The sequence below is a fragment of the Streptosporangium album genome, assembly GCF_014203795.1.
GTDB lineage: Bacteria > Actinomycetota > Actinomycetes > Streptosporangiales > Streptosporangiaceae > Streptosporangium > Streptosporangium album.
Window position 1 is genome coordinate 2,194,053 of the sequence record NZ_JACHJU010000001.1, and the last position, 18,748, is coordinate 2,212,800.

Annotated in this window: 27 protein-coding genes; 16 read left to right on the top strand and 11 right to left on the bottom strand. The window is 69.0% G+C overall.

All coding sequences use genetic code 11. The features are described from left to right. Positions 1-129 precede the first annotated feature (129 nt). The 4 genes from FHR32_RS10325 to FHR32_RS45850 all read right to left on the bottom strand — a co-directional run bounded on the left by FHR32_RS10325 (position 130) and on the right by FHR32_RS45850 (position 3,130). Complete coding sequence (locus FHR32_RS10325; protein WP_184754107.1) at positions 130-351, bottom strand: hypothetical protein; 222 nt, start codon at positions 349-351, stop codon at positions 130-132. Between the two features lie 217 nt (positions 352-568). Further along, positions 569-1,453: a phosphotransferase family protein gene (locus tag FHR32_RS10330; RefSeq protein WP_184754108.1), complete on the bottom strand. Its 885-nt coding sequence runs from the start codon at positions 1,451-1,453 to the stop codon at positions 569-571. Further along, complete coding sequence (locus tag FHR32_RS10335; protein ID WP_184754109.1) at positions 1,450-2,814, bottom strand: NsdA family TPR-like regulatory protein; 1,365 nt, start codon at positions 2,812-2,814, stop codon at positions 1,450-1,452. The genes FHR32_RS10330 and FHR32_RS10335 overlap by 4 nt, the downstream gene beginning before the upstream one ends. 187 nt (positions 2,815-3,001) lie before the next feature. Then, the gene (locus tag FHR32_RS45850; RefSeq protein WP_281390859.1) at positions 3,002-3,130 is read right to left on the bottom strand and encodes a hypothetical protein; all 129 of its coding nucleotides are present in this window, start codon (positions 3,128-3,130) and stop codon (positions 3,002-3,004) included. Positions 3,131-3,381: 251 nt separating this feature from the next. Here FHR32_RS45850 and FHR32_RS10340 point away from each other — a divergent pair, with 251 nt between their 5' ends. The 15 genes from FHR32_RS10340 to FHR32_RS10410 all read left to right on the top strand — a co-directional run bounded on the left by FHR32_RS10340 (position 3,382) and on the right by FHR32_RS10410 (position 14,392). After that, positions 3,382-3,702, top strand: a complete 321-nt coding sequence (locus FHR32_RS10340) for a hypothetical protein (RefSeq protein WP_184754110.1) — start codon at positions 3,382-3,384, stop codon at positions 3,700-3,702. Positions 3,703-3,927: 225 nt separating this feature from the next. After that, positions 3,928-4,260 (top strand): hypothetical protein, encoded by a 333-nt coding sequence (locus FHR32_RS10345; protein WP_184754111.1) that lies wholly within the window; start codon positions 3,928-3,930, stop codon positions 4,258-4,260. A 96-nt stretch (positions 4,261-4,356) separates the two neighbouring features. Continuing rightward, positions 4,357-4,674 (top strand): hypothetical protein, encoded by a 318-nt coding sequence (locus FHR32_RS10350; RefSeq protein ID WP_184754112.1) that lies wholly within the window; start codon positions 4,357-4,359, stop codon positions 4,672-4,674. A gap of 304 nt (positions 4,675-4,978) precedes the next feature. Beyond that, on the top strand, positions 4,979-5,419 hold the full coding sequence (locus tag FHR32_RS10355; protein WP_312882234.1) for a 6-pyruvoyl trahydropterin synthase family protein: 441 nt from the start codon (positions 4,979-4,981) through the stop codon (positions 5,417-5,419). Beyond that, a complete protein-coding gene (locus FHR32_RS10360) occupies positions 5,416-6,141 on the top strand; it encodes a 7-carboxy-7-deazaguanine synthase QueE (RefSeq protein WP_184754113.1) in 726 nt (241 codons plus the stop codon). Before FHR32_RS10355 ends, FHR32_RS10360 begins: the two co-directional genes overlap by 4 nt. A gap of 67 nt (positions 6,142-6,208) precedes the next feature. Beyond that, positions 6,209-6,847: a GTP cyclohydrolase I gene (folE, locus tag FHR32_RS10365; protein ID WP_376773362.1), complete on the top strand. Its 639-nt coding sequence runs from the start codon at positions 6,209-6,211 to the stop codon at positions 6,845-6,847. Positions 6,848-6,897: 50 nt separating this feature from the next. Beyond that, positions 6,898-7,362, top strand: coding sequence for a phosphoribosyltransferase (locus FHR32_RS10370; RefSeq protein WP_246466084.1), 465 nt, complete (start codon positions 6,898-6,900; stop codon positions 7,360-7,362). Then, positions 7,346-8,173 (top strand): class I SAM-dependent methyltransferase, encoded by an 828-nt coding sequence (locus tag FHR32_RS10375; protein ID WP_184754116.1) that lies wholly within the window; start codon positions 7,346-7,348, stop codon positions 8,171-8,173. The genes FHR32_RS10370 and FHR32_RS10375 overlap by 17 nt, the downstream gene beginning before the upstream one ends. Continuing rightward, complete coding sequence (locus tag FHR32_RS10380; protein ID WP_184754117.1) at positions 8,170-8,886, top strand: dTMP kinase; 717 nt, start codon at positions 8,170-8,172, stop codon at positions 8,884-8,886. The genes FHR32_RS10375 and FHR32_RS10380 overlap by 4 nt, the downstream gene beginning before the upstream one ends. Continuing rightward, on the top strand, positions 8,876-9,913 hold the full coding sequence (locus tag FHR32_RS10385; protein WP_184754118.1) for a radical SAM protein: 1,038 nt from the start codon (positions 8,876-8,878) through the stop codon (positions 9,911-9,913). The genes FHR32_RS10380 and FHR32_RS10385 overlap by 11 nt, the downstream gene beginning before the upstream one ends. Next, on the top strand, positions 9,910-11,019 hold the full coding sequence (locus tag FHR32_RS10390) for a DegT/DnrJ/EryC1/StrS family aminotransferase (protein WP_184754119.1): 1,110 nt from the start codon (positions 9,910-9,912) through the stop codon (positions 11,017-11,019). Before FHR32_RS10385 ends, FHR32_RS10390 begins: the two co-directional genes overlap by 4 nt. Positions 11,020-11,107: 88 nt before the next feature. Then, positions 11,108-11,878 (top strand): dTMP kinase, encoded by a 771-nt coding sequence (locus FHR32_RS10395; protein ID WP_184754120.1) that lies wholly within the window; start codon positions 11,108-11,110, stop codon positions 11,876-11,878. 102 nt (positions 11,879-11,980) lie between these two features. Next, positions 11,981-12,946, top strand: a complete 966-nt coding sequence (locus tag FHR32_RS10400) for a phosphoribosylaminoimidazolesuccinocarboxamide synthase (RefSeq protein WP_184756457.1) — start codon at positions 11,981-11,983, stop codon at positions 12,944-12,946. 49 nt (positions 12,947-12,995) lie between these two features. Continuing rightward, positions 12,996-13,700, top strand: a complete 705-nt coding sequence (locus FHR32_RS10405) for a 3'-5' exonuclease (RefSeq protein WP_312882236.1) — start codon at positions 12,996-12,998, stop codon at positions 13,698-13,700. A gap of 59 nt (positions 13,701-13,759) precedes the next feature. Beyond that, positions 13,760-14,392: a mycothiol-dependent nitroreductase Rv2466c family protein gene (locus tag FHR32_RS10410; protein WP_184754121.1), complete on the top strand. Its 633-nt coding sequence runs from the start codon at positions 13,760-13,762 to the stop codon at positions 14,390-14,392. 154 nt (positions 14,393-14,546) lie between these two features. Here the strand turns inward: FHR32_RS10410 and FHR32_RS10415 are convergent, their stop codons facing one another. From FHR32_RS10415 to FHR32_RS10425, 3 genes are all read right to left on the bottom strand, one after another. Further along, on the bottom strand, positions 14,547-15,107 hold the full coding sequence (locus FHR32_RS10415) for an NUDIX hydrolase (protein WP_184754122.1): 561 nt from the start codon (positions 15,105-15,107) through the stop codon (positions 14,547-14,549). 335 nt (positions 15,108-15,442) lie between these two features. Continuing rightward, on the bottom strand, positions 15,443-15,916 hold the full coding sequence (locus FHR32_RS10420) for a hypothetical protein (RefSeq protein ID WP_184754123.1): 474 nt from the start codon (positions 15,914-15,916) through the stop codon (positions 15,443-15,445). After that, positions 15,916-16,188 carry a hypothetical protein gene (locus tag FHR32_RS10425; RefSeq protein ID WP_184754124.1) on the bottom strand — a complete coding sequence of 91 codons (273 nt, stop codon included), beginning with the start codon at positions 16,186-16,188 and terminating at the stop codon, positions 15,916-15,918. The genes FHR32_RS10420 and FHR32_RS10425 overlap by 1 nt, the downstream gene beginning before the upstream one ends. A gap of 21 nt (positions 16,189-16,209) precedes the next feature. On the opposite strand from FHR32_RS10425, the gene dcd reads away from it, so the two are divergent. Further along, entirely contained in the window at positions 16,210-16,785 is a 576-nt protein-coding gene (gene dcd / locus FHR32_RS10430; protein WP_184754125.1) for a dCTP deaminase, read from the top strand. 5 nt (positions 16,786-16,790) lie between these two features. Here the strand turns inward: dcd and FHR32_RS10435 are convergent, their stop codons facing one another. From FHR32_RS10435 to FHR32_RS10450, 4 genes are all read right to left on the bottom strand, one after another. Further along, positions 16,791-17,039: a hypothetical protein gene (locus FHR32_RS10435; protein ID WP_184754126.1), complete on the bottom strand. Its 249-nt coding sequence runs from the start codon at positions 17,037-17,039 to the stop codon at positions 16,791-16,793. 99 nt (positions 17,040-17,138) lie between these two features. After that, positions 17,139-17,360: a hypothetical protein gene (locus FHR32_RS10440; RefSeq protein WP_184754127.1), complete on the bottom strand. Its 222-nt coding sequence runs from the start codon at positions 17,358-17,360 to the stop codon at positions 17,139-17,141. Between the two features lie 53 nt (positions 17,361-17,413). Further along, positions 17,414-17,941 carry a tyrosine-type recombinase/integrase gene (locus tag FHR32_RS10445; RefSeq protein ID WP_312882649.1) on the bottom strand — a complete coding sequence of 176 codons (528 nt, stop codon included), beginning with the start codon at positions 17,939-17,941 and terminating at the stop codon, positions 17,414-17,416. A gap of 131 nt (positions 17,942-18,072) precedes the next feature. After that, entirely contained in the window at positions 18,073-18,741 is a 669-nt protein-coding gene (locus FHR32_RS10450; protein ID WP_221465349.1) for a TetR/AcrR family transcriptional regulator, read from the bottom strand. Positions 18,742-18,748 lie beyond the last annotated feature (7 nt).

Genomic DNA, 18,748 nt, shown 5'->3' on the forward strand with positions numbered 1-18,748 from the left:
TCCTTGCGCAAATCTTCCTGGCAGTTGATCAGGCGCGAGGGCCCTCGTGGCGTTTTATGAAGTTGTTCGCCGTCCCCGGCGTTGACGCTCCTCGTCTAAGCGGTCTCTCAGGTGAGCTGCGCGGCGATGCTACGCGGCGACGTCGTCAGTGAGTAGCAGGGTCTCCTGCTCGGCAGGCACCCTGGAGCGCAGGTGCGGCGGCGGGATCTCAGCGCCGCGGTGAAGGGCAAGCAGATAGTCCGCCGCCTCATCCGCGCTCTTGAACCCGTACTCGGCCCACCGTCCGTGTGCCAAAGTGAACGTGAAGTCCACATAGTCGCTGAAGCTCTCGAAGCCCAGCTTCTCCCACACATCAGTCGCGTGGTTTCAGACCTCTTCGTTCCGGAACCGAATGCTGCGCTTGTGGCCACCCTTGGCAGGGCGTCCAGGCCCTCGACGGCCAGTCTGCAGTCCACTCATAGCGGCAGGCATTATCGGAACCCGAATCCCTTATGCAGGATCTTTCGGCCGACACGCCGAGTTAATCTCAGGTGTCGCATCGTCCCCACCGCCCTCTTCATCCGCGACATCATGGCACTGGCGTCCAGAGCCATGGGCGCGACCCGCGCTCGCCGCGCAGGCACGCCAACCGCAGCACGATCTCGTCATGCCGCGCAGGGTTCTCCGCGGCCACCTGCGCGGCCATGCACGTCATCCGGAACTCACGGATGTCCCGCAGGACCTCGAACCCCGCCCACGCCGTCACGTCGTGCCCGTACGCCCGCACGAACACCTCGTAGTCCGCAGCTGTGATGCCGGCCAGCGTGAACGCCTTCACCGCGGTGGAGGTCAGGTCCCATTCGGGCGGCCCGACCGAGCAGCGCTCAAGGTCGAGCAGCACCACGTCGTCGTCAGTGCTGACGACGTTGCCAACCCAGGCGTCGCCGTGCACGACGCACTCGGGCAACCCTGCGGGCAGCTCGGCGTACCGGGCTTCCAGCTCGCCCAGGTGCCGGCGCATCCAACGCCGGTCGGCCTCGGGAAGCATGGCGCGCTCGATGCGGTCGGACAGGCGCACGAACGGGTCAAGACGGCCAACAGCGAACAACGGCGGCGGCAGGTCATGCAGGCGGCGCAACGCGGTAGCCACCTGCAACGCCGTCCCGTTCTTGTGCGGAGGCAACTCCCGCCACCAGGTGACCGCGCGGCCGTCTACCTCCACGGGCTGGTCGACGTCGGGCCACACCTGCACGGCGGACACGTCGCTCGTTTCCAGCCACCTGGCCACGGCTACCTCGCGCGCCGCCGCAACGATCTGACCAGGCCGAGTGACGCGGGCGATGATCCCGCCGCGGAGTCGGAACAGGGCATTCTCGCCGAGCCGGATCAGCTCGGCCTCGTCCGGGTCGAGCCCCGCCCGGAGGCTGGCCACCCCGAGCACCACCCGGGCGGCCGCCTCCGCGTTGCTGGTCATGCCTGGATCGCCTCGCGGATGCGATGCCGCAACTCGGCCACCGGCGTCCGCCGCTCGTAAGGGCGGGCGAACCGAGCGAGCTCGCGCATGTCATCCTGGGCGCGGCGTGAACGGACCGTGCCCGCGTCTGTGACCGCGCGTGCGCTGATCTGGACGGCCTCCTCGGGGTCACCGGCCGCCATCGTCAGGGAGGCGAGCTTGATGCCGCTGATCGCCCGGGACCGGACGTACGCGGCGGTATGCCCGGCCACCGCGCCAGCAAGCCTGCTGGACGCCTCTCCGACGTACGTGGCGTTGACCGGGTTGGGGATGACCTGCCCGTCGACCATCCTGCTCACGGCGCCGAGGTCGAGCGCCAAGTCGAACAGCGCATGCCCGGTGTCACCCTGATGTTGGGCTGCGTCGTAGTACCGCATCCACGGCATTTCCTCGGTGGCGTGGATGCGGTTGAACTCCCGGTCGGCGTCATTGACGGCCTGCCAGGTCTCCGCTACTCGGCCGAGCTTGGCGAACGCCCGCGCCTGGGCCGACCGCAGCATGGCGCGCTCGGCCGGGGTGAGCCGGTCGGACCGCACGAGAGCGAGTTCCACCAGTGTGAGCCCATTGTCGGCGTCCCCGACCCAGATGGCTTGCCGCGCCATGCTGGACAGCACCTTGGCCCGAAGATGCCAGTCCTTCGCCTCCTCCGCGCAGGCGAGGGCGAGCCCGAACATCCGGCGAGCGTCGTCGTGGGCGTAGGCGTCGAACGCCATGAACGCGGCCGCATGGGCGAGCCATCCGACTGCGGAGTACAGGGGGTCGTGCAGCTTGAACGAACAGCGGGACTCCTTCAGGAGCCCTACCGCGAAGCGGAGTTGCGCGGTGACCGCCTCACGGACCAGGCCGCCGCCGTAGGTGTGATCCCAGGTGGTGAAGGTCTGGGCGATGCTGCGTAGCTCGACGATGTCGGACGGTTGGACGACGGCGGGCAGACTGATGACCTGGCTCGGCATGGCCAGCTCGGCAATGGGGAGTGCGACCGCAACCCCCATTGCAGTGCGAATGAACTGCTGGCGGTCCACATCTGTAACAGTAGCTGGCGGCTTGCCCCGTTGCGGGCGGGCAAATCCCAGGTCCCGATCCTCATCTACCCCGCATATGGCACGCAGCGCTGCCCGGTAGGCGGCGTTGGGCCAGCGCACGATCCCGCGCTCCAGCTTGCCGACGTAGTTGGCCGTCCACGTCCCCACCCGGTTCTTCTCATCTAGCATCCAGGCGTTGACCAGGTCTGCAAGGTCCTGCCGCGACGCGGGTTCCCCCGGCGCTGACGGTGACGGCACGCGTTCACGCGCCTGCTGCAAGAGCACGTTAAGTTCCGCCACAGCACACCTCCTCGCGGGCATCGTCGCACGGCGAGGCATCCGGGGGCCCGCGAATCTGCCCTCAATCTGCCCCTTGACCGCCCTACTCGATGGCGTTCCCAAGCGCTCGCCATGACTCCAAGGTGAAGGGGACCCCTCACGGCACGTAAGGACGGCGCCAGATGCACGCACTCGACGCGGAACCCCATCAGCTCCGTGCTTGCCCGGCCAGACCGCCGGGCCCGTCGACCTGGCTCACCCTCCTGGTGTCGCTCGACAGGGGCGCGACGTGGGCGACCGCGGGCACGCTGAAGGTGCCCACCGGCCGGCACGACATGGCCGCGCGGCTTTTCCTTATGACGGCCATGAGCGCGGTGGCCGAGGGGCACGTCGCGAACACCGTGTGGAAGGCGCTCGCTTGGCCCGCCTGTGAGGGGGAGGAGCTCCCCCCACCACGTCGGCGGTCGTGTCGCTCCGCAGCGACGGCGAGCCGAATGCTGGAGGCTAAGGATGACTGACTCCACCCTGGCGACTGTCTGCTCTCCCGCTGTGGCGCACAAACCCCTACAGCGTTCGGAACGGATCTTGATGGGCACCGTTGACCTGCCTCCCGCTGTCCAGATGGCGTTGAGCCTCGCCACGGCGCTGGGCCGTGGCCACGGCATCATCGTTGATGTGCAGCCGTTCCTCTTGCAGGGGGAGACACTGATCTCCGTATGGATCGGGCTGGTCGTCCGCACGGACGGGCGCCGGTACCGGTGGGTTGTCCCCGGCTCACAAGCGACACGTGGCCGGCCATTGTGGACATGGGCCAAGAAGCCAGGACGCGCCGCCACTCGGCTGGCCGCCGAGTACGAGCAGCTCCGTACCCAACCTGTGGCGGCCACCGTCCTCGGGGCCCGCTGCTGACCGACGACCTACTCGTCTCGGTTGCCCAGGGGAATCGTGCGGGTGCAGGCCCCCAGTACCTCCCCGTCTGACAGACCTGTGGCAGGCCCTTCGCCCTTACCCCGGGCCCCGCTCGATACCCAGCCTGCGGGGCCACCAAGGGTCTGCCACTCCGAGCGGCCCCGGGACGCGTCAGGAGGAACACCTCCCGGGGCCGCACCCCACCAACATGGAAGGAGCCCGGTCGTGATCCCCTATCCCGGCACACCGGCAGCTAATCGATTGAACGCGATCACGTCTCGGCAGGTCGCGGTCGTTGCGCTCCACCGCCTACAGGAGCTGCTGCACCGCCATGGCGTCTACACCGCAGTCGCCTACGACGATGAGCAGCCGCAACTGCGCGCCAAGAGCGATCTCACCGTGTGGGGCGACCCGGAGGGGCTGACGTTCTTTTGGTCCACCGGCCCGGAGCACGGGCGCGCTGAGCGCGGGCCGGTCGCCGAGCTGGAGAACGTCGCGCAGCGCATCGCCTCCCAGGTCGCCGAACCAGTAGAGACGCCAGCGACGGCGGCGCTGTGAGACCGGTGCGGCGGCCTGCTGGAGCCGGCCGGCGGGTGGGTACCCACGGGTCGCCGCGCCGCTCCACCCCCTCGGCCCCTTCCCGAAGGAGACAACGTGAGTCCGTCCTACATCACGCCGGCAGGTGACCGGTTGATCGAGGCCACCAGGCGACCCGCTTCCGGTGTCGTCATCCAGCGCCTGCGCACCGATCTCAACAAGAGAGAGATCTACCCGTCCATCGTCTACGAGAAGGGATCGCCTCGCCTGGTGATCAGCGGTGCCCTGACCGTATGGGCCAACCACATCGGCACCGTCATCTATTGGGGTGCCGACCCCGACAAGAAGCCCGCCGGCCAGGCGCCAGGCAGCGACCTGACCAAGGCCGCGCAGAAGATCGCCGAGCAGGTCTACACGAACCGGGCGACCTTATGAACCCGCGACGGCACGGTGATCACTCTCCTGTGCTGTCGCGGCCCCGACTCCCGCGAGCGGTGGCGTGTACCAAAAGGCCGCTCGCGGGGCAGACGTGACCGCACGGCACCTCGCGCCGTCGTAAGCCAACCCCCGCTTGTCGCAGTGATACTCCGCTTTGGCTCATCATCCGGGTCGGACACCACACCCTCCGGGATCGCCGTAGCAGACCGATAAGGAGGCAACGGCAGTGCCAGAAAACGACGCTGACCAGCAGGGCTGGTCGGCCCCCACCCTCACGCCGCAGCGGAAAGAAGAGCCAGCGGTGAGCGGACATCAGACCCCTGCAGGGGCACCGCACGGCAGCGACGGTCTGAACGGCTTCCACGTCGAGATCAGCAAGCACTTCGCCTTCGAGGCCGCCCACCGTCTCGGCGGCCTGCCCGAAGGGCATCAGTGCGGCCGCCACCACGGGCACAGCTACCGCGTTGAGGTACGGCTGACCGCAGACGAGTTGTCCGGCCCGGGATTCATCACCGACTTCGGTGAGCTGGAGCCGTTCGCCGCCTACATCAAGCAGAGTTTCGACCACCGCGACCTCAACGAGGTGCTGAACGTCGAACCGACCTCTGAACTGCTGGCGGTGCACCTGGCGCGATGGTTCATCGAGCACGTGGAACCGGCCATCCCCGGCCGACTGGTCGCGGTCGTCGTCAGCGAGACCGCGAAAACCTCCGCCACCTGCACAGTGAGCGAGCGAAAATGACCGGCCTCCTGACGGTCCAGGATGCGGCCGGCGAGCAGTTTCTCCTGGTGGCCGAGTGCTTCGGACCCACCCTGCAGGGTGAGGGGCCCAGCAGCGGCTGGCCCGCCAAGTTCGTGCGCCTGTCGCGGTGCAATCTGTCCTGCACGTTTTGCGACACCCCGTTCACGTGGGACACCTCCCGATTCGATCTGCGGCAACAGACCACGCGCATGTCGGTCGCGGACGTTCTGGCCTGGGCGCTGAGCAGCCCGGTCGACCTCATCGTCATCACCGGCGGGGAACCGCTGCTGCAGCAACTTCCGCTGGTCACATTGGTGAATGCCTTGCTGCGGGCAGGGCGGCGGGTGGAGATCGAGACCAACGGCACCGTGCTACCTCATCCTGACCTGCTGGTCGACGGGGTGTGGTTCAACGTCTCACCCAAACTCGCCAACGCGCACCTGCCCCAGCACAAACGCATCATCGGCGACACGCTGGCCGCGCTGGCCACCAGCGGCCACGCGTTGTTTAAGTTCGTCGCCTGCGACCTGGCCGACCTGCAGGAGATCAGCCAACTGCAGGAACGCTTCGCTCTGCCGGACGTGTGGGTGATGCCGGAAGGCACCACACCGGAGCAGGTCATCACGCGGGCACGGCTGCTGGTCGATGCGGTGATCGCGCGCGGCTGGTCGCTGTCGCTGCGGACGCACGTCCTGCTGTGGGGCGACGAACGTGGCCGCTGACGAGCCACCGCTCCGTGCCTCCTGGCCCAGCCCCTGGAAGCGAGGAAGAAACATGACCACGAACGCCGTGCGGTTCCCTGATACGGCGCATCCCGGCCGAGCCGTTTCACAGCCGACCGATGACGTACCGGGCTCAACGGTAGACGCGCCCCGCGTGACCGAGCTCGTCCGCGAACTGCTCATCGCTCTCGGAGAGGACCCCCACCGCGAGGGGCTGCTCAACACGCCGGCCCGCGTCGCGGCCTGGTGGCGCGACTTCCTGTCGCCGGACCCCTCGGCGATGGCGACGTGCTTCACCGAAACCCACGCCAGTGACCAGTTGGTCGTGGTCGGGGGGCTGAACGTGTGGTCCCTATGCGAGCACCACATGCTGCCCATGAAGCTGGACGCGCACGTCGGCTACCTAGCCGACGGCACCGTCCTGGGGCTGTCGAAGTTCGGCCGGATCGCGCAGCGCCACGCCGGGCGCCTCCAGGTGCAGGAGCGCTTCACCCGCCAGCTCGCCGACGAGGTAGTCGCAGCCATCGGCAGCGAGGACGTGGCCGTCACGGTGCACGGCGTGCACCTGTGCATGAGCATGCGCGGCGTCCGGATGGAGGCGGCCCGCACTTCCACCGTCCAGGCCGGCGGCCGGTTCAAGACTGATCCGCTGCTCTCCCAGCAGTTCCTCACCCTCACCACCGCCGGCCAGCGGGGGACCGCGTGATGGCGACTGGTAGCGACGGGCGGGGGGTCACGCACCTGACGTGGCCTCGAATGGAAGAGCTGGTCAGCCGGATCGCCGAGACGATCAGGGATGACGGTGCTCCCCAGACTCTGGTAGCGGTCCTGCGCGGTGGTGGCATTCCGGCCGTCTGGCTCTCTCACAAACTCCAGCTGCGGGATGTCCGGGGGGTCGAGGTAACCCACACCGCGGACGACAGCACCAACGCCGCGAAGACTCCGCATCCAGTGGCCGTGAACCCGGCCTCGCTGGGCGACCTCACCGGCCGGGACGTCCTGATCGTGGACGACGTCGCTGGCACCGGGCACACCCTCGCCGCCGCGGCGCGACTGGCCGCCGATGCGGGAGCCGGTCGGGTTCGGACCGCGGTGTGCGTGGTGAACGAGGACAACCGGACCGGCCGCCTCCCGGCTGAGGCTGCCGTCACCTACATCGGCACGATCACCCACGGGTGGGTGGTCTTCCCCTGGGAGGGCAACGATGAGCACGAGCACTGATCAGCTTCCCGAGCAGTTCCGCACCCGGTCCGGGACCCCCATGATGGGGCCCTACAGCACCAACCAGATGGATGACTTCTACGCGGCGCTGCACCGCGGGGAGGCTAAGGCATCGGGGCTGATGAACCTGATGCAGCACCTCATCGTCGCCGAGCGGTGCGCGCCGGGCGCGAAGGTGCTGGACGTGTGCTGCGGCCGCGGGCTGGCGCTGCCGCTGCTGCGCCGGTACACGCCGGAGATCGAACGGTACGTCGGGCTGGACATCAGCCCCGGCAACCTGAACGAGGCCCGAGAACGGATCGCGTTCTTGCGAGAGACCTACGGAGGGCTCTTTTCGGTCGAGCTCGTCGAGTGCGATGTGGCCCAGCCCTGGCCGCAACTGCCCGCCTTCGACGTGGCGCTGTACACCTCGGCGCTGGAGCACCTGCCCTTCGAACTCGGTGCGCGCAGCCTGCGCAGCGCAGCGCAGGCGCTCGCGCCCGGCGGGGTGCTGTTCCTGTCCACGCCGGCGGCGGTCGGCCCGCCACCGCGGCCTCTGCAGTACCGCGTCCACGTCTACGAGTGGTCGCGGAAGGAGGTGGAGCAGGTCGTCGGCGAGGCGGGCCTGGTCGTCGAGGACGTGATGGGCCTGCTGCCGCCCGAACCGGACGTGGTGGCCGACGAGCTCACCGAACGGTACGGGCAGGGTGCGGCCGACTGGTACCGCGACCTTGCCGCGCGCGTCCCCCGGGCACTGCTGGACACGGTCTCGGCGGTGTCGGTGCCGAAGAGGGCGACCGAGCTGCTGTACGTCTGCCGGAGGCCCGCATGAGTGCCGCCGCTGTCCCTGCGCCGCGCCGTGAGCCCGCCCCTGCCCGGCCGCTGTGGGTGAGCGTCGAGGGCATCAACGGCGTCGGGAAAACCACCGCGGCCCGAGCGCTCGCCGCCTGTCTCGGTGAGCGGTGCCTGCTGCTGGACGAACTCACCGACCGGGGTGGAGACACGCTGCCCGGACGCGTGATCTCCGCGCTGGCCGCGGAGGACGACGTGTTTCTGCGCACCGGATATCCGGTCGTGGAGACGTTGGCCCTGCTGGCGCTGAAGGTCCGCGAAGTCGAACGCCTCGCCGTCCTTCCGACCGCGCCGGAGGTGGTGATCGAGGACCGCGGCGTCGACTCCGTGGCCGTCTATCAGGCCGCGATCCTCTCCGCGCAGGTGCCAGGAGCCGATCCCGCGGACGTCGCACGGCACGTGCTCTCGACCGTGTCGCGGTGGCGGCTCCTGCCCGACGCCACCGTCTTGCTGACCGACAACCGGGAGGTGTGTACGCGGCGCTTCGCCGACCGGATCGGACGGACGCTGGCGCTACGGGACCTGCGCGTGATCGAGCAGGCCGACATCCTCTACACCGGGCTGGCCGCCGCCGAGCCCGACCGCTACACCGTGATCGATACCACCGGGCGGCCCGCCGAGGCCGTCGCCGATGAAGTGGGCGCGCTCGTGCAGGACCTCGTGAAGCAGCGGGAGGCTGACCATGCCGCGTGATGCCACCCTGCTCTGGGCCCTGCGCTCGCCCTGCGCGTTCGCCTGCCCCCACTGTTACTTCGGCACGATCGAGGAGCACAAACCGGCCCCGCCCAACGAGGTCGGCGTCTTGTCGCACCTGTCCCGCAACGACCTGCCGCCCCGGGCGCTCAAAGCGTTCGCCCGGACCCTGGCCGGTTCGCCGATCGAGCGGGTGGTCATCGTCGGCGGCGAACCGCTGGACTGGCCCCCCACGCTGGAGGTGATCGAACTCATCAAGGAGGCAGACTGTCAGGTCGTGATCGCCACCAACGGGATCCCGCTCACTCGCCCGCCGGTGGCCAGGCGGCTCATCGCGCTCGGCGTCGACGGCGTTTCGGTCTCCCTGGACAGCGCGGACGCGCAGACCAACGACCGGCTGCGCCCCTCCCGTTCTGGGCGCTTCGGCTACGACGATGTCCTGGCCGGTATCCGCGCCCTGTTGGAGGTCCGGGGCGACCGGCACACGCCGCGGGTGGGGATCTACACCGTGGTGATGCGCCAACGCCCGCAGGAGATCACCGACATGGCCCATCTGGCCGACGAGCTCGGCGTGGACTACTACGTCCCCCAGCCGATCTCGCTGACGCCCGACCACAAGCTCTTCAAGGAGCTGACCCACCGCCGCGAAGACGTGCAGGCCGTGGCCGAACAGCTCGACCGTCTCTACGACGAGCCGGGCAGGCTGGCGCTTCCGGACCCCTCCTACGCACGGCGCTTCATCGCCGCGATCTCTACCCAGGAGAGCGGGCACGTCCCCGACTGCTTCGGCGGCGCCCGCCTGTTCTTCATCCAGCCTGACGGCTCGGTCTGGGACTGCCCGTCCGACCGCCGGATCGCCGCCACCGCGCCCGAGCGGCAGCGCACCATCCGAGACGGCGACGCGCGCACGCTCTTCGCCACGAGGCCCGCGTGCACGGACTGCTCGCTGTTCAGCCGAGACTGCGTGAACATGTGGCCGCTCGTGCTGGACATGCCGCGGCTGCTGAACCCGGGGGCTTCCCGATGACGCTCCCTCACGTCCCCGGCGGCGCGCAGCCGATCACGGAACAGCTCGCCGCCGTGATCGAGCAGATGCCCGACCCGAGCGGCGGTCCGGTCGCCGGACAACTGGAGCGCGACCTGGCCGAGACGTTCGGCGTCCCGCACGCCGTCGCGGTCGCCTCCGGCACCGCGGCCCTGCACACCGCGCTGTCGGCCTGCGGCATCGGCCCCGGCAACGAAGTCCTCGTGCCGGCGCTGACCGTCGTCATGACCGTGGCGCCCCTGGTCGCCCTCGGGGCAACACCGGTATTCGTCGACAGCGACCCGGCCACCTTGGACCTGGACTACGACGACGCGGCCCGCAAGGTCACCTCGCGGACCCGGGCGATCATCCCGGTGCACCTGTGGGGCCGGATGGGAGACCCGGCAGCCCTGGCGGCGTTCGCATCCGAGCACGGGCTCGCCGTCGTCGAGGACGCCGCGCAGGCCGCCGGCACCGCGCGCGACGGGCAGCGGGCCGGCACGGTCGGCACGGTCGGCTGCTTCAGCATGAAGGACGGCAAGATCCTGTGGAGCGGTGAGGGCGGCTTCCTGCTCACCGCCCGCCGCGACGTGGCAGAGCACGCGACCGCGTTCCGCAGCCACTGGCAGCCGGCGCCTCCGGGCGAGGCCCCGCTGAGCCGCCTGGCAACCAACTCCCGCCTCGCTGCCCCCCTCGCCGCGATCGCCCTGGCCAACCTCCGCCGGTTTCGGGGCCTGGTCGAACTGCGCCGCGCACAGACCCGCCACCTGCTGCACGCCCTGGAGCAGGCACCCGGCCTGGTCGCTCTCGCCCCGGCTGCCCGCGAGGAGTGGAACGGCTTCGCGGCGCTCCTTCACATCGGCCTGCCGAACCCCCGGGCGTTCGCCGAACACCTCGCGCAGCAGGGAGTGCCGAACTCCACCGGCAGCTTCCGGCTCGTCCCCTGCGACACCCGGCCCATGTTCACCGACCGCGGCCGGCCGTGCCGCGGCGCCGCCCAGATCCTCGACCACATGCTCGCCGTCATCCTCACCGAACGCGACACCGAGACCACACTCGACCGCTACGCCGCCGTCACCGCCACAGAGGCCACCGCATGGGCCAGGTGACCGACGACCCGGAACCCGCACCGACGAATCCCCCCGGAACGACCCTTCCGGTGGGGCCCTGTCCTCGCCCCTGAACGGATCCTGCCGCATGACGATCACACCGGTACGCCATTCCTGCACCCGCGGCCCGCTGGTCTCCGCCGAGGGCATCAACGGAGTCGGCAAGACGTATCTGACCAACCGCGCCGTCGAAGCCCTCGACGACAAGCCGCTGATGCTTGACGAGTTCTCCCAGCGGGCGAACGGGCGCCCGGGACTGGGCGAAGCCCTGCTCCGCTTTCTGCGTGAGGCCAGCGCAGGGGACCCGTTCCTGCGCGGGGGCACCCCCATGGCCGAGGCTCTGGTCCTGCTGGCCATCAAGCGGCATGACCTGGACACCGTCATTCCCGACCTGTCCAGCGGGCGTGCCGTCGTCGAGGGCCGCAGCGTCGACACCACGGCGGTGTGCCAGGCTCTGCTGCTGCGCCCCGACGACCCGGACGCTGCCCTTGAGACGGCAACCGCCCTGCTGGAACTCGCGTCCTCCTACCGGCCCCTCCCCGACCTCACGATCCTCGTCACCGACGACGCCTCCGAGGCCGTCGTGCGCGCGCAACGGCGCGACCGGCGCGTCTTCACGACCGAGCAGGCCACGTTCATGCGTGAGGCATGCGCGCTCTACGAGCGGCTCGCCGCCACCGATCCGGCACGCTACCGGGTCGTAGACCGGCGCAGCGTCGGCGAGCACGAGGCGGCCGAGCAGATCCGGGCGTGGATCCACGACGCCGGGACCGACCTGGGCTGCTTGCGCGAGCCGTGGCAGGGCCCGGGAGCCCGGTGCATGTGCTGCGGCCACCGCGCGGAATCGGCGCCGGCATGAACGAGGCGGCCGCACCGCACGACGCTGCGCCGAACACCACGCCGCCACGATCAGCAGATTCCGCCAGATGACGGCGTGAGGCCATCACACCAAGGGAGCATGATGCCCATCCTCCACTCAACCAAGAACCTAGAGATCATCGAACCTCCCACGACAACGAGGGAGGGTGTCGGAATCTTCGAATACACCGACAATTACACGGTGTTCCATTACGGCAGAATGCCGGACCAGATCCCCGGGAAAGGCGAGGCGACCTGCCGCATGGCCGTCTTCAACTTCACAATGTTGGAGGCGGCGGGCGTGCGAACCCATTTCCGCCGGTTCGTCGCCCCGAATCGGATCGAGTTCGATCTCGCGCGTGTCCCGGGCCCGGACGCCGGGCCGCTCACCCCGGACGCTGGAAACTACCTCATTCCCGTGCAGGTCCTCTTCCGCAACGAGCTCCCTCAAGGAAGCTCCGTTCACCGCCGGCTCGCAGCCGGCGCGCTGACACCGGCCGAGGTCGGGCTCCGCGGCATTCCCGCGGTCGGCGAGAAGCTGCCCCATCCGCTCATCGAGTACGCGACGACGCTGGAAGACGTCAACCGGTTCGTCGACGGGCCCGAGGCCCAGCGCCTCGCCGGTCTGAGCGACGAGCAGTTCCAGGCGATGCGCGACACCACCGTCAAGGTCAACGAGGTGCTGACCGGACACGCACGCGAGCTCGGGCTGAGCCACTGCGACGGCAAGGTCGAGTTCCTGGTGTCGAGCGATGCGCGCATCGTGCTTGCCGACAGCCCCGGCACACCGGATGAAAGCCGCCTGATGTTCAACGGAGTGCACTGCGGCAAGCAGGTCCTCCGGGACTGGTACGTGAAGAACGGCCTCGAAGTGCCAGTCAGCAGACTGATCGCCGAGGACGTGCCCAGGAGCCGGTGGCCGCAGCCGGCACCGCTCCCGCCCGCGTTCCTGCCGGTGATGTCGGACCTGTACCGGTCCCTGAGCGAGACCTGGACGGGCGAGCGCCCCTGGAACGCGCCGGACCTGCGAGCCGCCACGCAGGCCGTTGCCCGCCTCATCAGACAATGACGGCACACCGCGGCTGGGACTCAGGCATGCTCTCCCCGATGGGGCGGGCGTGGGCCTGCAACGCCACGGAACCTGCGAGAACGGTGGATACATGGGCGGCTTGACAGCAGACCCCGCCTTCCTGGCGACGACGTTCGTAGTCATCGACTTCGAGGCGACGACCCCCACCGGCTACCCGGCCCAGCCCATCGAGGTCGCCGCTCTCGCACTCCGCTACGAGGAAGGCGCGTGGACAACGGTCGGCAGGGGCACATCTCTCATCCGGCCGCCCGCGTTCGCCCCAGTGACGCCAGCCGTTACGGCCCAAACCGGCCTGACCCCCGAGCAGGTCAAGCAGGCCCCTAGCCCGGCCGAAGCGCTGGGCGCACTGGATCGGCGCTTCACGGCCAGCAACCGGTACCTGCTGGTGGCGCAACACGCCGCCACCGAGGCCAAGCTCATCCACAACCAGCGCGAGCACTGCCCGGCGCTGGCCCGCGTTGACCTTCTTGACACGATCCCGTTTGCCAAACACCTCGTCCCGGGTCTGCCGAACTACAAACTCGACACGCTGCTGGCGCATTTCTCCATCAAGCAGCCGGCGGATCGCCACAGAGCCGCCGCCGACGTCGACGTCACCGCGCAGGTGTTCTTCCGGCTCGTCAGCGCCGCGGACGAGGATGCTCAGCTCAGCGATCTCGCGGCTCTGGTGAAAATCGCGGGGCGCACCGCCAAGTGCAACATGCCCGCCCAAGACGGATTGTTCGACATCTAGCCTTCCGGCGGGAGAGAGCATAAGCACAACCGGTCTGAGATAGGACGGTGCTCATTTAGATGATCAAGGAAAAATCCGGCCGCGACGAGGTCCCATTCTGGTTCGATCCGCTGTGCCCCTGGGCGTGGATCACCTCGCGCTGGCTCCTGGAGGTCGAGCAGGTTCGACCGGTGCGCGCCGATTGGCGGATCATGTCACTGGCCTACCTGAACCTCGTCCAGCGCGAGGGCAAGGGACTCAGCGCCGACTACCTGGACCTGATGGAGAAGGCATGGGGTCCAGTGCGGGTCTGCGCGGCAGCCGCTGAGCACAGTGGCCGCGGCGTCCTCGGACCGCTGTACACCGCCATCGGCGCCCGGCTTCACAACCAAAGACGTCGCGACGATCCCACCGTCATCACCGAAGCTCTCACGGAGGCGGGCCTGCCCGATTCGCTGGCCGCAGCCGCCACGAGCACGGAGTTCGATCAGCTCATCAGAGACTCGCACGACGAGGCGTTCAACGATGTCGGCCTCGATGTCGGGACGCCCGTTCTCCGCATCGGCGGCACGGCCCTGTTCGGCCCCGTGATCACGCCGGCCCCTCGCGGTGAAGCTGCCGGGCGACTCTGGGACGGCCTGGTCATGGTCGCCGGGACGGACGGCTTCTTCGAGCTCAAGCGGAGCCGGGACCGCAAACCGTCCTTCGACTGAGTGAACACCACAGCTCGGCCGACATCGGCTGAGGCTACGACCGTCGAGGCTCCCGCGTTCGGTTCGACAAGGAGGCGAACGACAACCGCGGAGCCTCGACAGGTGCGCACCGTGATCCGGTGCCGCTGCCGACCGGAGTGTTCGACGGGTCCGATCAACCGATCCGGACCGGTGCGCTGACCGCTCGCGCGATGCGGTGCCCGACAAGGCGCTCGGCCGCGTCGAGCGAGTACCAGGCGGCGCCCCTCACCTCGGACTCCTGGATGCGCCCCACGTCGGCATCCGGTGTCACGAAGGAGTACCCGATGTCGAGGTGGTAGTGATCCGGTTCGTCCTTCTCCGGCCGTGCCGGAACCCTGCCGTACTCGATGTAAACGGGGGCCTGCGACGCTGGGAAGACCTTGCCGGGATCAACCCCGGTCTCCTCCGCCAACTCGCGCACTGCCGCGTCGATCAGTGTGGTATCGGTCGGCTCAAGGTGACCTCCGGGCTGCAACGTGATCCCGTACGCGCGATGCTCGACAAGCAGGATCTCGTCGTCACCGCGGACCAGCAGCGCACCGACAGTCACGTGCATCGGAAAATTCCGCCGCGAGGCGAAATCCCCTCCCTGCGACAGCAGCTGCACCGGCTCAGCCAGCAGCGCGGCCTCGTCCGGATAGCGCTTGATGTAGGCCGAAAGCGCACCCGAGATGTCCGAGTCACTGATCGCCACGGGGCACCCCCACACCAGCCGGAGAGCAAAGCTCTCCGTGACCGACTGCTCGGATGTGAGCGACGAGCACTGACACCAGCTCCTTAGAAAGCGCGTGGCGTACGAAGGGGTTCGCACCTTACAAGTTGGGCCCGACCGGTGCGCGCATGCCACGCCGAACAGACACAGCAGGTGCCCACACTCCGTTCCGCCGGGAGATGGCGCCCCAGCCTCCCAGCTGTTTCGCGTTCACGGCTCGACGGCGGCCGACTCCCATGAGGGGCTGGCAGCGTCCACGTCGTCGTACGGGTGCCACCGGAATACGGAAGAAACGGGCCGTGGGGCTGCCAGGGCAGTCACAGCCACTCCTCGCGGTGGCCGGGCGAGCCGAACCTGTACGGCGCGGCGACCATACGCAGCGTCCGACACGGGTAGCTGGCCGACTTACACTCCCGGCACCTCAAGACTCGTTCGGGAGCGCCGCCGCGCCCGTCCATGACGATGAGTTCGGTAGGCCCGTGCCACCCCATCAGGGCGACGTCGGCATCGGCACGGTGGCCGACGAAAGCCGGATCCTCGCGGCGTGAAGCGCGATCGCTGATCGCCTCACGCAGCCACCGAGCGAACGCGGCCGCCTGCTCCCGGACGTCGACGGCCAACGGTGGCACCTCGTAGACGGCGCCGCGTTCGTGGCAGGCCCGGCACTCGCCGAGGTGCGGCCACCCGGACTCCTGGGGTGGCCCCCACCAGTCCGGGGTGACGGGGATCTGGTCGGCCGGGTCGCTGGTGTACCAGGAACAGAAGCGGTCCCCGTGCTGCACGAACGGCATCAGCGGTGCCTCGCCATCTGCTCGTCGGTCGCCTCACGCACAACCGTCACGATCCGGCCGTCGACCAGGATCGCCTCCAGGGTCAGGCGCGGCCGAACCTGCCGTACCAATGTCGGCGGCACGAACTCGACAACCTCGGCAGGGGGATCGATGCTGGCGCGCGCGTCGCGGACTTGGGCCGGGGCAGGCCCGGATGGGGTGCCGTACGCCAGGCGGTCGGCGACCTGCTCCAGCCAGGCCCGCGCGGCGGCCGCGGCTTCGGGAACGGTCACCGGGCCTGTAGGTTGCCCCCCGTGCTGCTTTCCGACCGAGACATCCTCACCGCAATCGACGCCGGACGCGTCCGGCTGGACCCCTTCGACCAGGCGATGATTCAGCCGTCCAGCGTCGACGTCCGGCTCGACCGGTTCTTCCGGGTGTTCGAGAACCACCGGTACCCGCACATCGACCCAGCAATCGAGCAGCCCGACCTCACCCGGTTGGTGGAGCCCGAGGGCGATGAGCCGTTCATCCTCCACCCGGGGGAGTTCGTCCTGGGGAGCACGTACGAGGTGATCAGCCTGCCCGACGACATCGCGGCCCGGTTGGAAGGCAAGTCCAGCCTCGGGCGCCTCGGCCTGCTCACGCATTCGACGGCCGGGTTCATCGACCCTGGGTTCAGCGGGCACGTGACGTTGGAGCTGTCCAACGTCGCCACGCTCCCGATCAAGCTGTGGCCGGGCATGAAGATCGGGCAGATCGGCCTGTTCCGCATGAGTTCGCCGGCGGAAAGCCCGTACGGATCGGCGAAGTACGGCTCCCGCTACCAGGGCCAACGTGGTCCGACGCCATCGCGGTCGTTCCTCAACTTCCACCGAACCAAGATCTGACGACGTCACCGCGCCTGCCCTCCCTCGGCTGGAAGGGCGGCCTCAAGAACGGACGGCGCGTCAAGGGGAGCCTCGTCCCAGTGAAAGCCGCACGACTGGCAGTGCCGGGCCAGCCGTTCCGGCCGGGCGACGTCAACGACGTAGGCGGTGTTCCAGGGGAGGGCGATCGGGCCGCGCGCCTCCCGGTATTGCAGGGACGCGCCGATCCAACCGCACTTCGGGCAGGTCGGCTCAAGACCGCTGTACGGCGGCAACGCCGCGGCGTCGGGGGCTGTTCCATAGGGGTTGTGCTTCCTCTCGCTGTGGGGCGAGAGGAAGCTAGACCATCAGATCGTTAACGTCTTATCCGCAGGTCACGGCATCGGGACGGGCACGCAGGGCTCGTCCTTGGCGTCCTCGAACAGGCGCATGCACTTCCCGCAGGACACGGTGATGACGTCGATCTCGGTGTCGGCGGGCAGCTCGAACCCGGGGGTTTCGCCACGGGCGGCGGACACGAGCATGTCCTGAATCTGCTCGTTGTTCACAGGGAGCGTGGTGGCGGCCTGCCACTGGTGCGCGGTGGTCATAGTCATGGGGGCAATCTTGGCCACCGGCAGGGCTTAGTGTCTCCTTCTGGTGGCCAAGATCACGCGCCCGGGGTCCGGCGGCGCGGGGCGGCACCCGGCAGGGGCACCGCGTCGGGGGTAGCCAGCTTGTCGACGGCTGTGCGGCGCACCCGCTCCGGCCGCCGGTCGTACCGCGCCGTCGTGGCCGGGGAAGCGTGCCCGACGAGGGCCTGCGCGGTGGCCAGGTCCACCCCAGCATCGAGCAGTTCACCGATGAACGTGCGCCGGAAGTCGTGCGCTTTCGGGACCTCGTCCAGCCCGGCCTGCTCGGCGCGGGCGGCGAGCACGTTACTGACCGTCCGCGCGTCGATGAACCCGATCCGGCCGTGCTCGTCGCGGCGGATGTGTCGGCCGCGCGGGGTGAATGGCGGGAACAGGCCGCCCGCATCGCGGCGGCGCACGGTCAGCCACGCCTCGATCCGGCCGACCGCACTGGCCGTGAGGTAGACCATCCGCTCCTTGCTCCGCTTGCCCTTGATGCGCAGGGAGCGGGTTCCCGGGTCGTAGGGGTCCCGGTAGTACTGGCGAAAAATCCAACGGATATGCAGGTCAGAGCTTCTTTAAGAACCTTCGGGCACAGCCTGGAAGGTGGGCCGCTGACCTGCATATCCGTTGTTTCCTGCGTCGTTACTACTGGGATCCCTGATGGCGCGAGTGTGTCGAACCGGGTGGCGACGCGCTATGGCGTGCCGGTGAGCCTGCCCAACACCTCGAAGACCTGTTGCGGTGCCAGGGCGCCGACGGGGAGCGGGTGGTGGGCGGCCTCGGCGCGCAGTCCGTCGAGCAGGAACGTGACGCTGCGACGCCAGGCATCGGGGGCGGCGTCCGCACCGGCGCGGGCGAGCAGGGCGATGGCGCCGAACGTGAGCGCGAGGTCCTCGCCAGTGAAATCCGGACGCAGAGTTCCGGCCTGCCGGGCTCGCTCGATGATCCGCGTGGCGGCGTCGCTCGCCCGGGCGCACAGGGCCATGAGGCGTTCGGCGCCCGGATAGCGGCCGCTCAGCACGTCGGCGAGCGCGGGATCGGTGGCCTGCAGCTCGCAGACCTTCTCGATGTAATAGACGAAACCCTCCCAGGCGTCCGCGCAGGCCAGGGCATGCTCGGCGACCTCGTTCAGCCGGTCCGCCGCCAGGTCGGCCACCACCTCATCGATCAGCGCCTCACGGCTGCCGAAGAGGTTGTAGAGGGTGCCGTGGCTCACGCCTGCCCGGCGGGCGATCTCCTTCAGCGGCACCTGAAGGCCGCGCTCCTGAAAGAGCTCGGCCGCGGCTGCTCGCAGCTTGCCCGCGTTTCGTTCCGCGTCGGCCCGCATCCGCTGTTCCTCCTGGTACTGGCTGGCGGATTCCATGATCGCA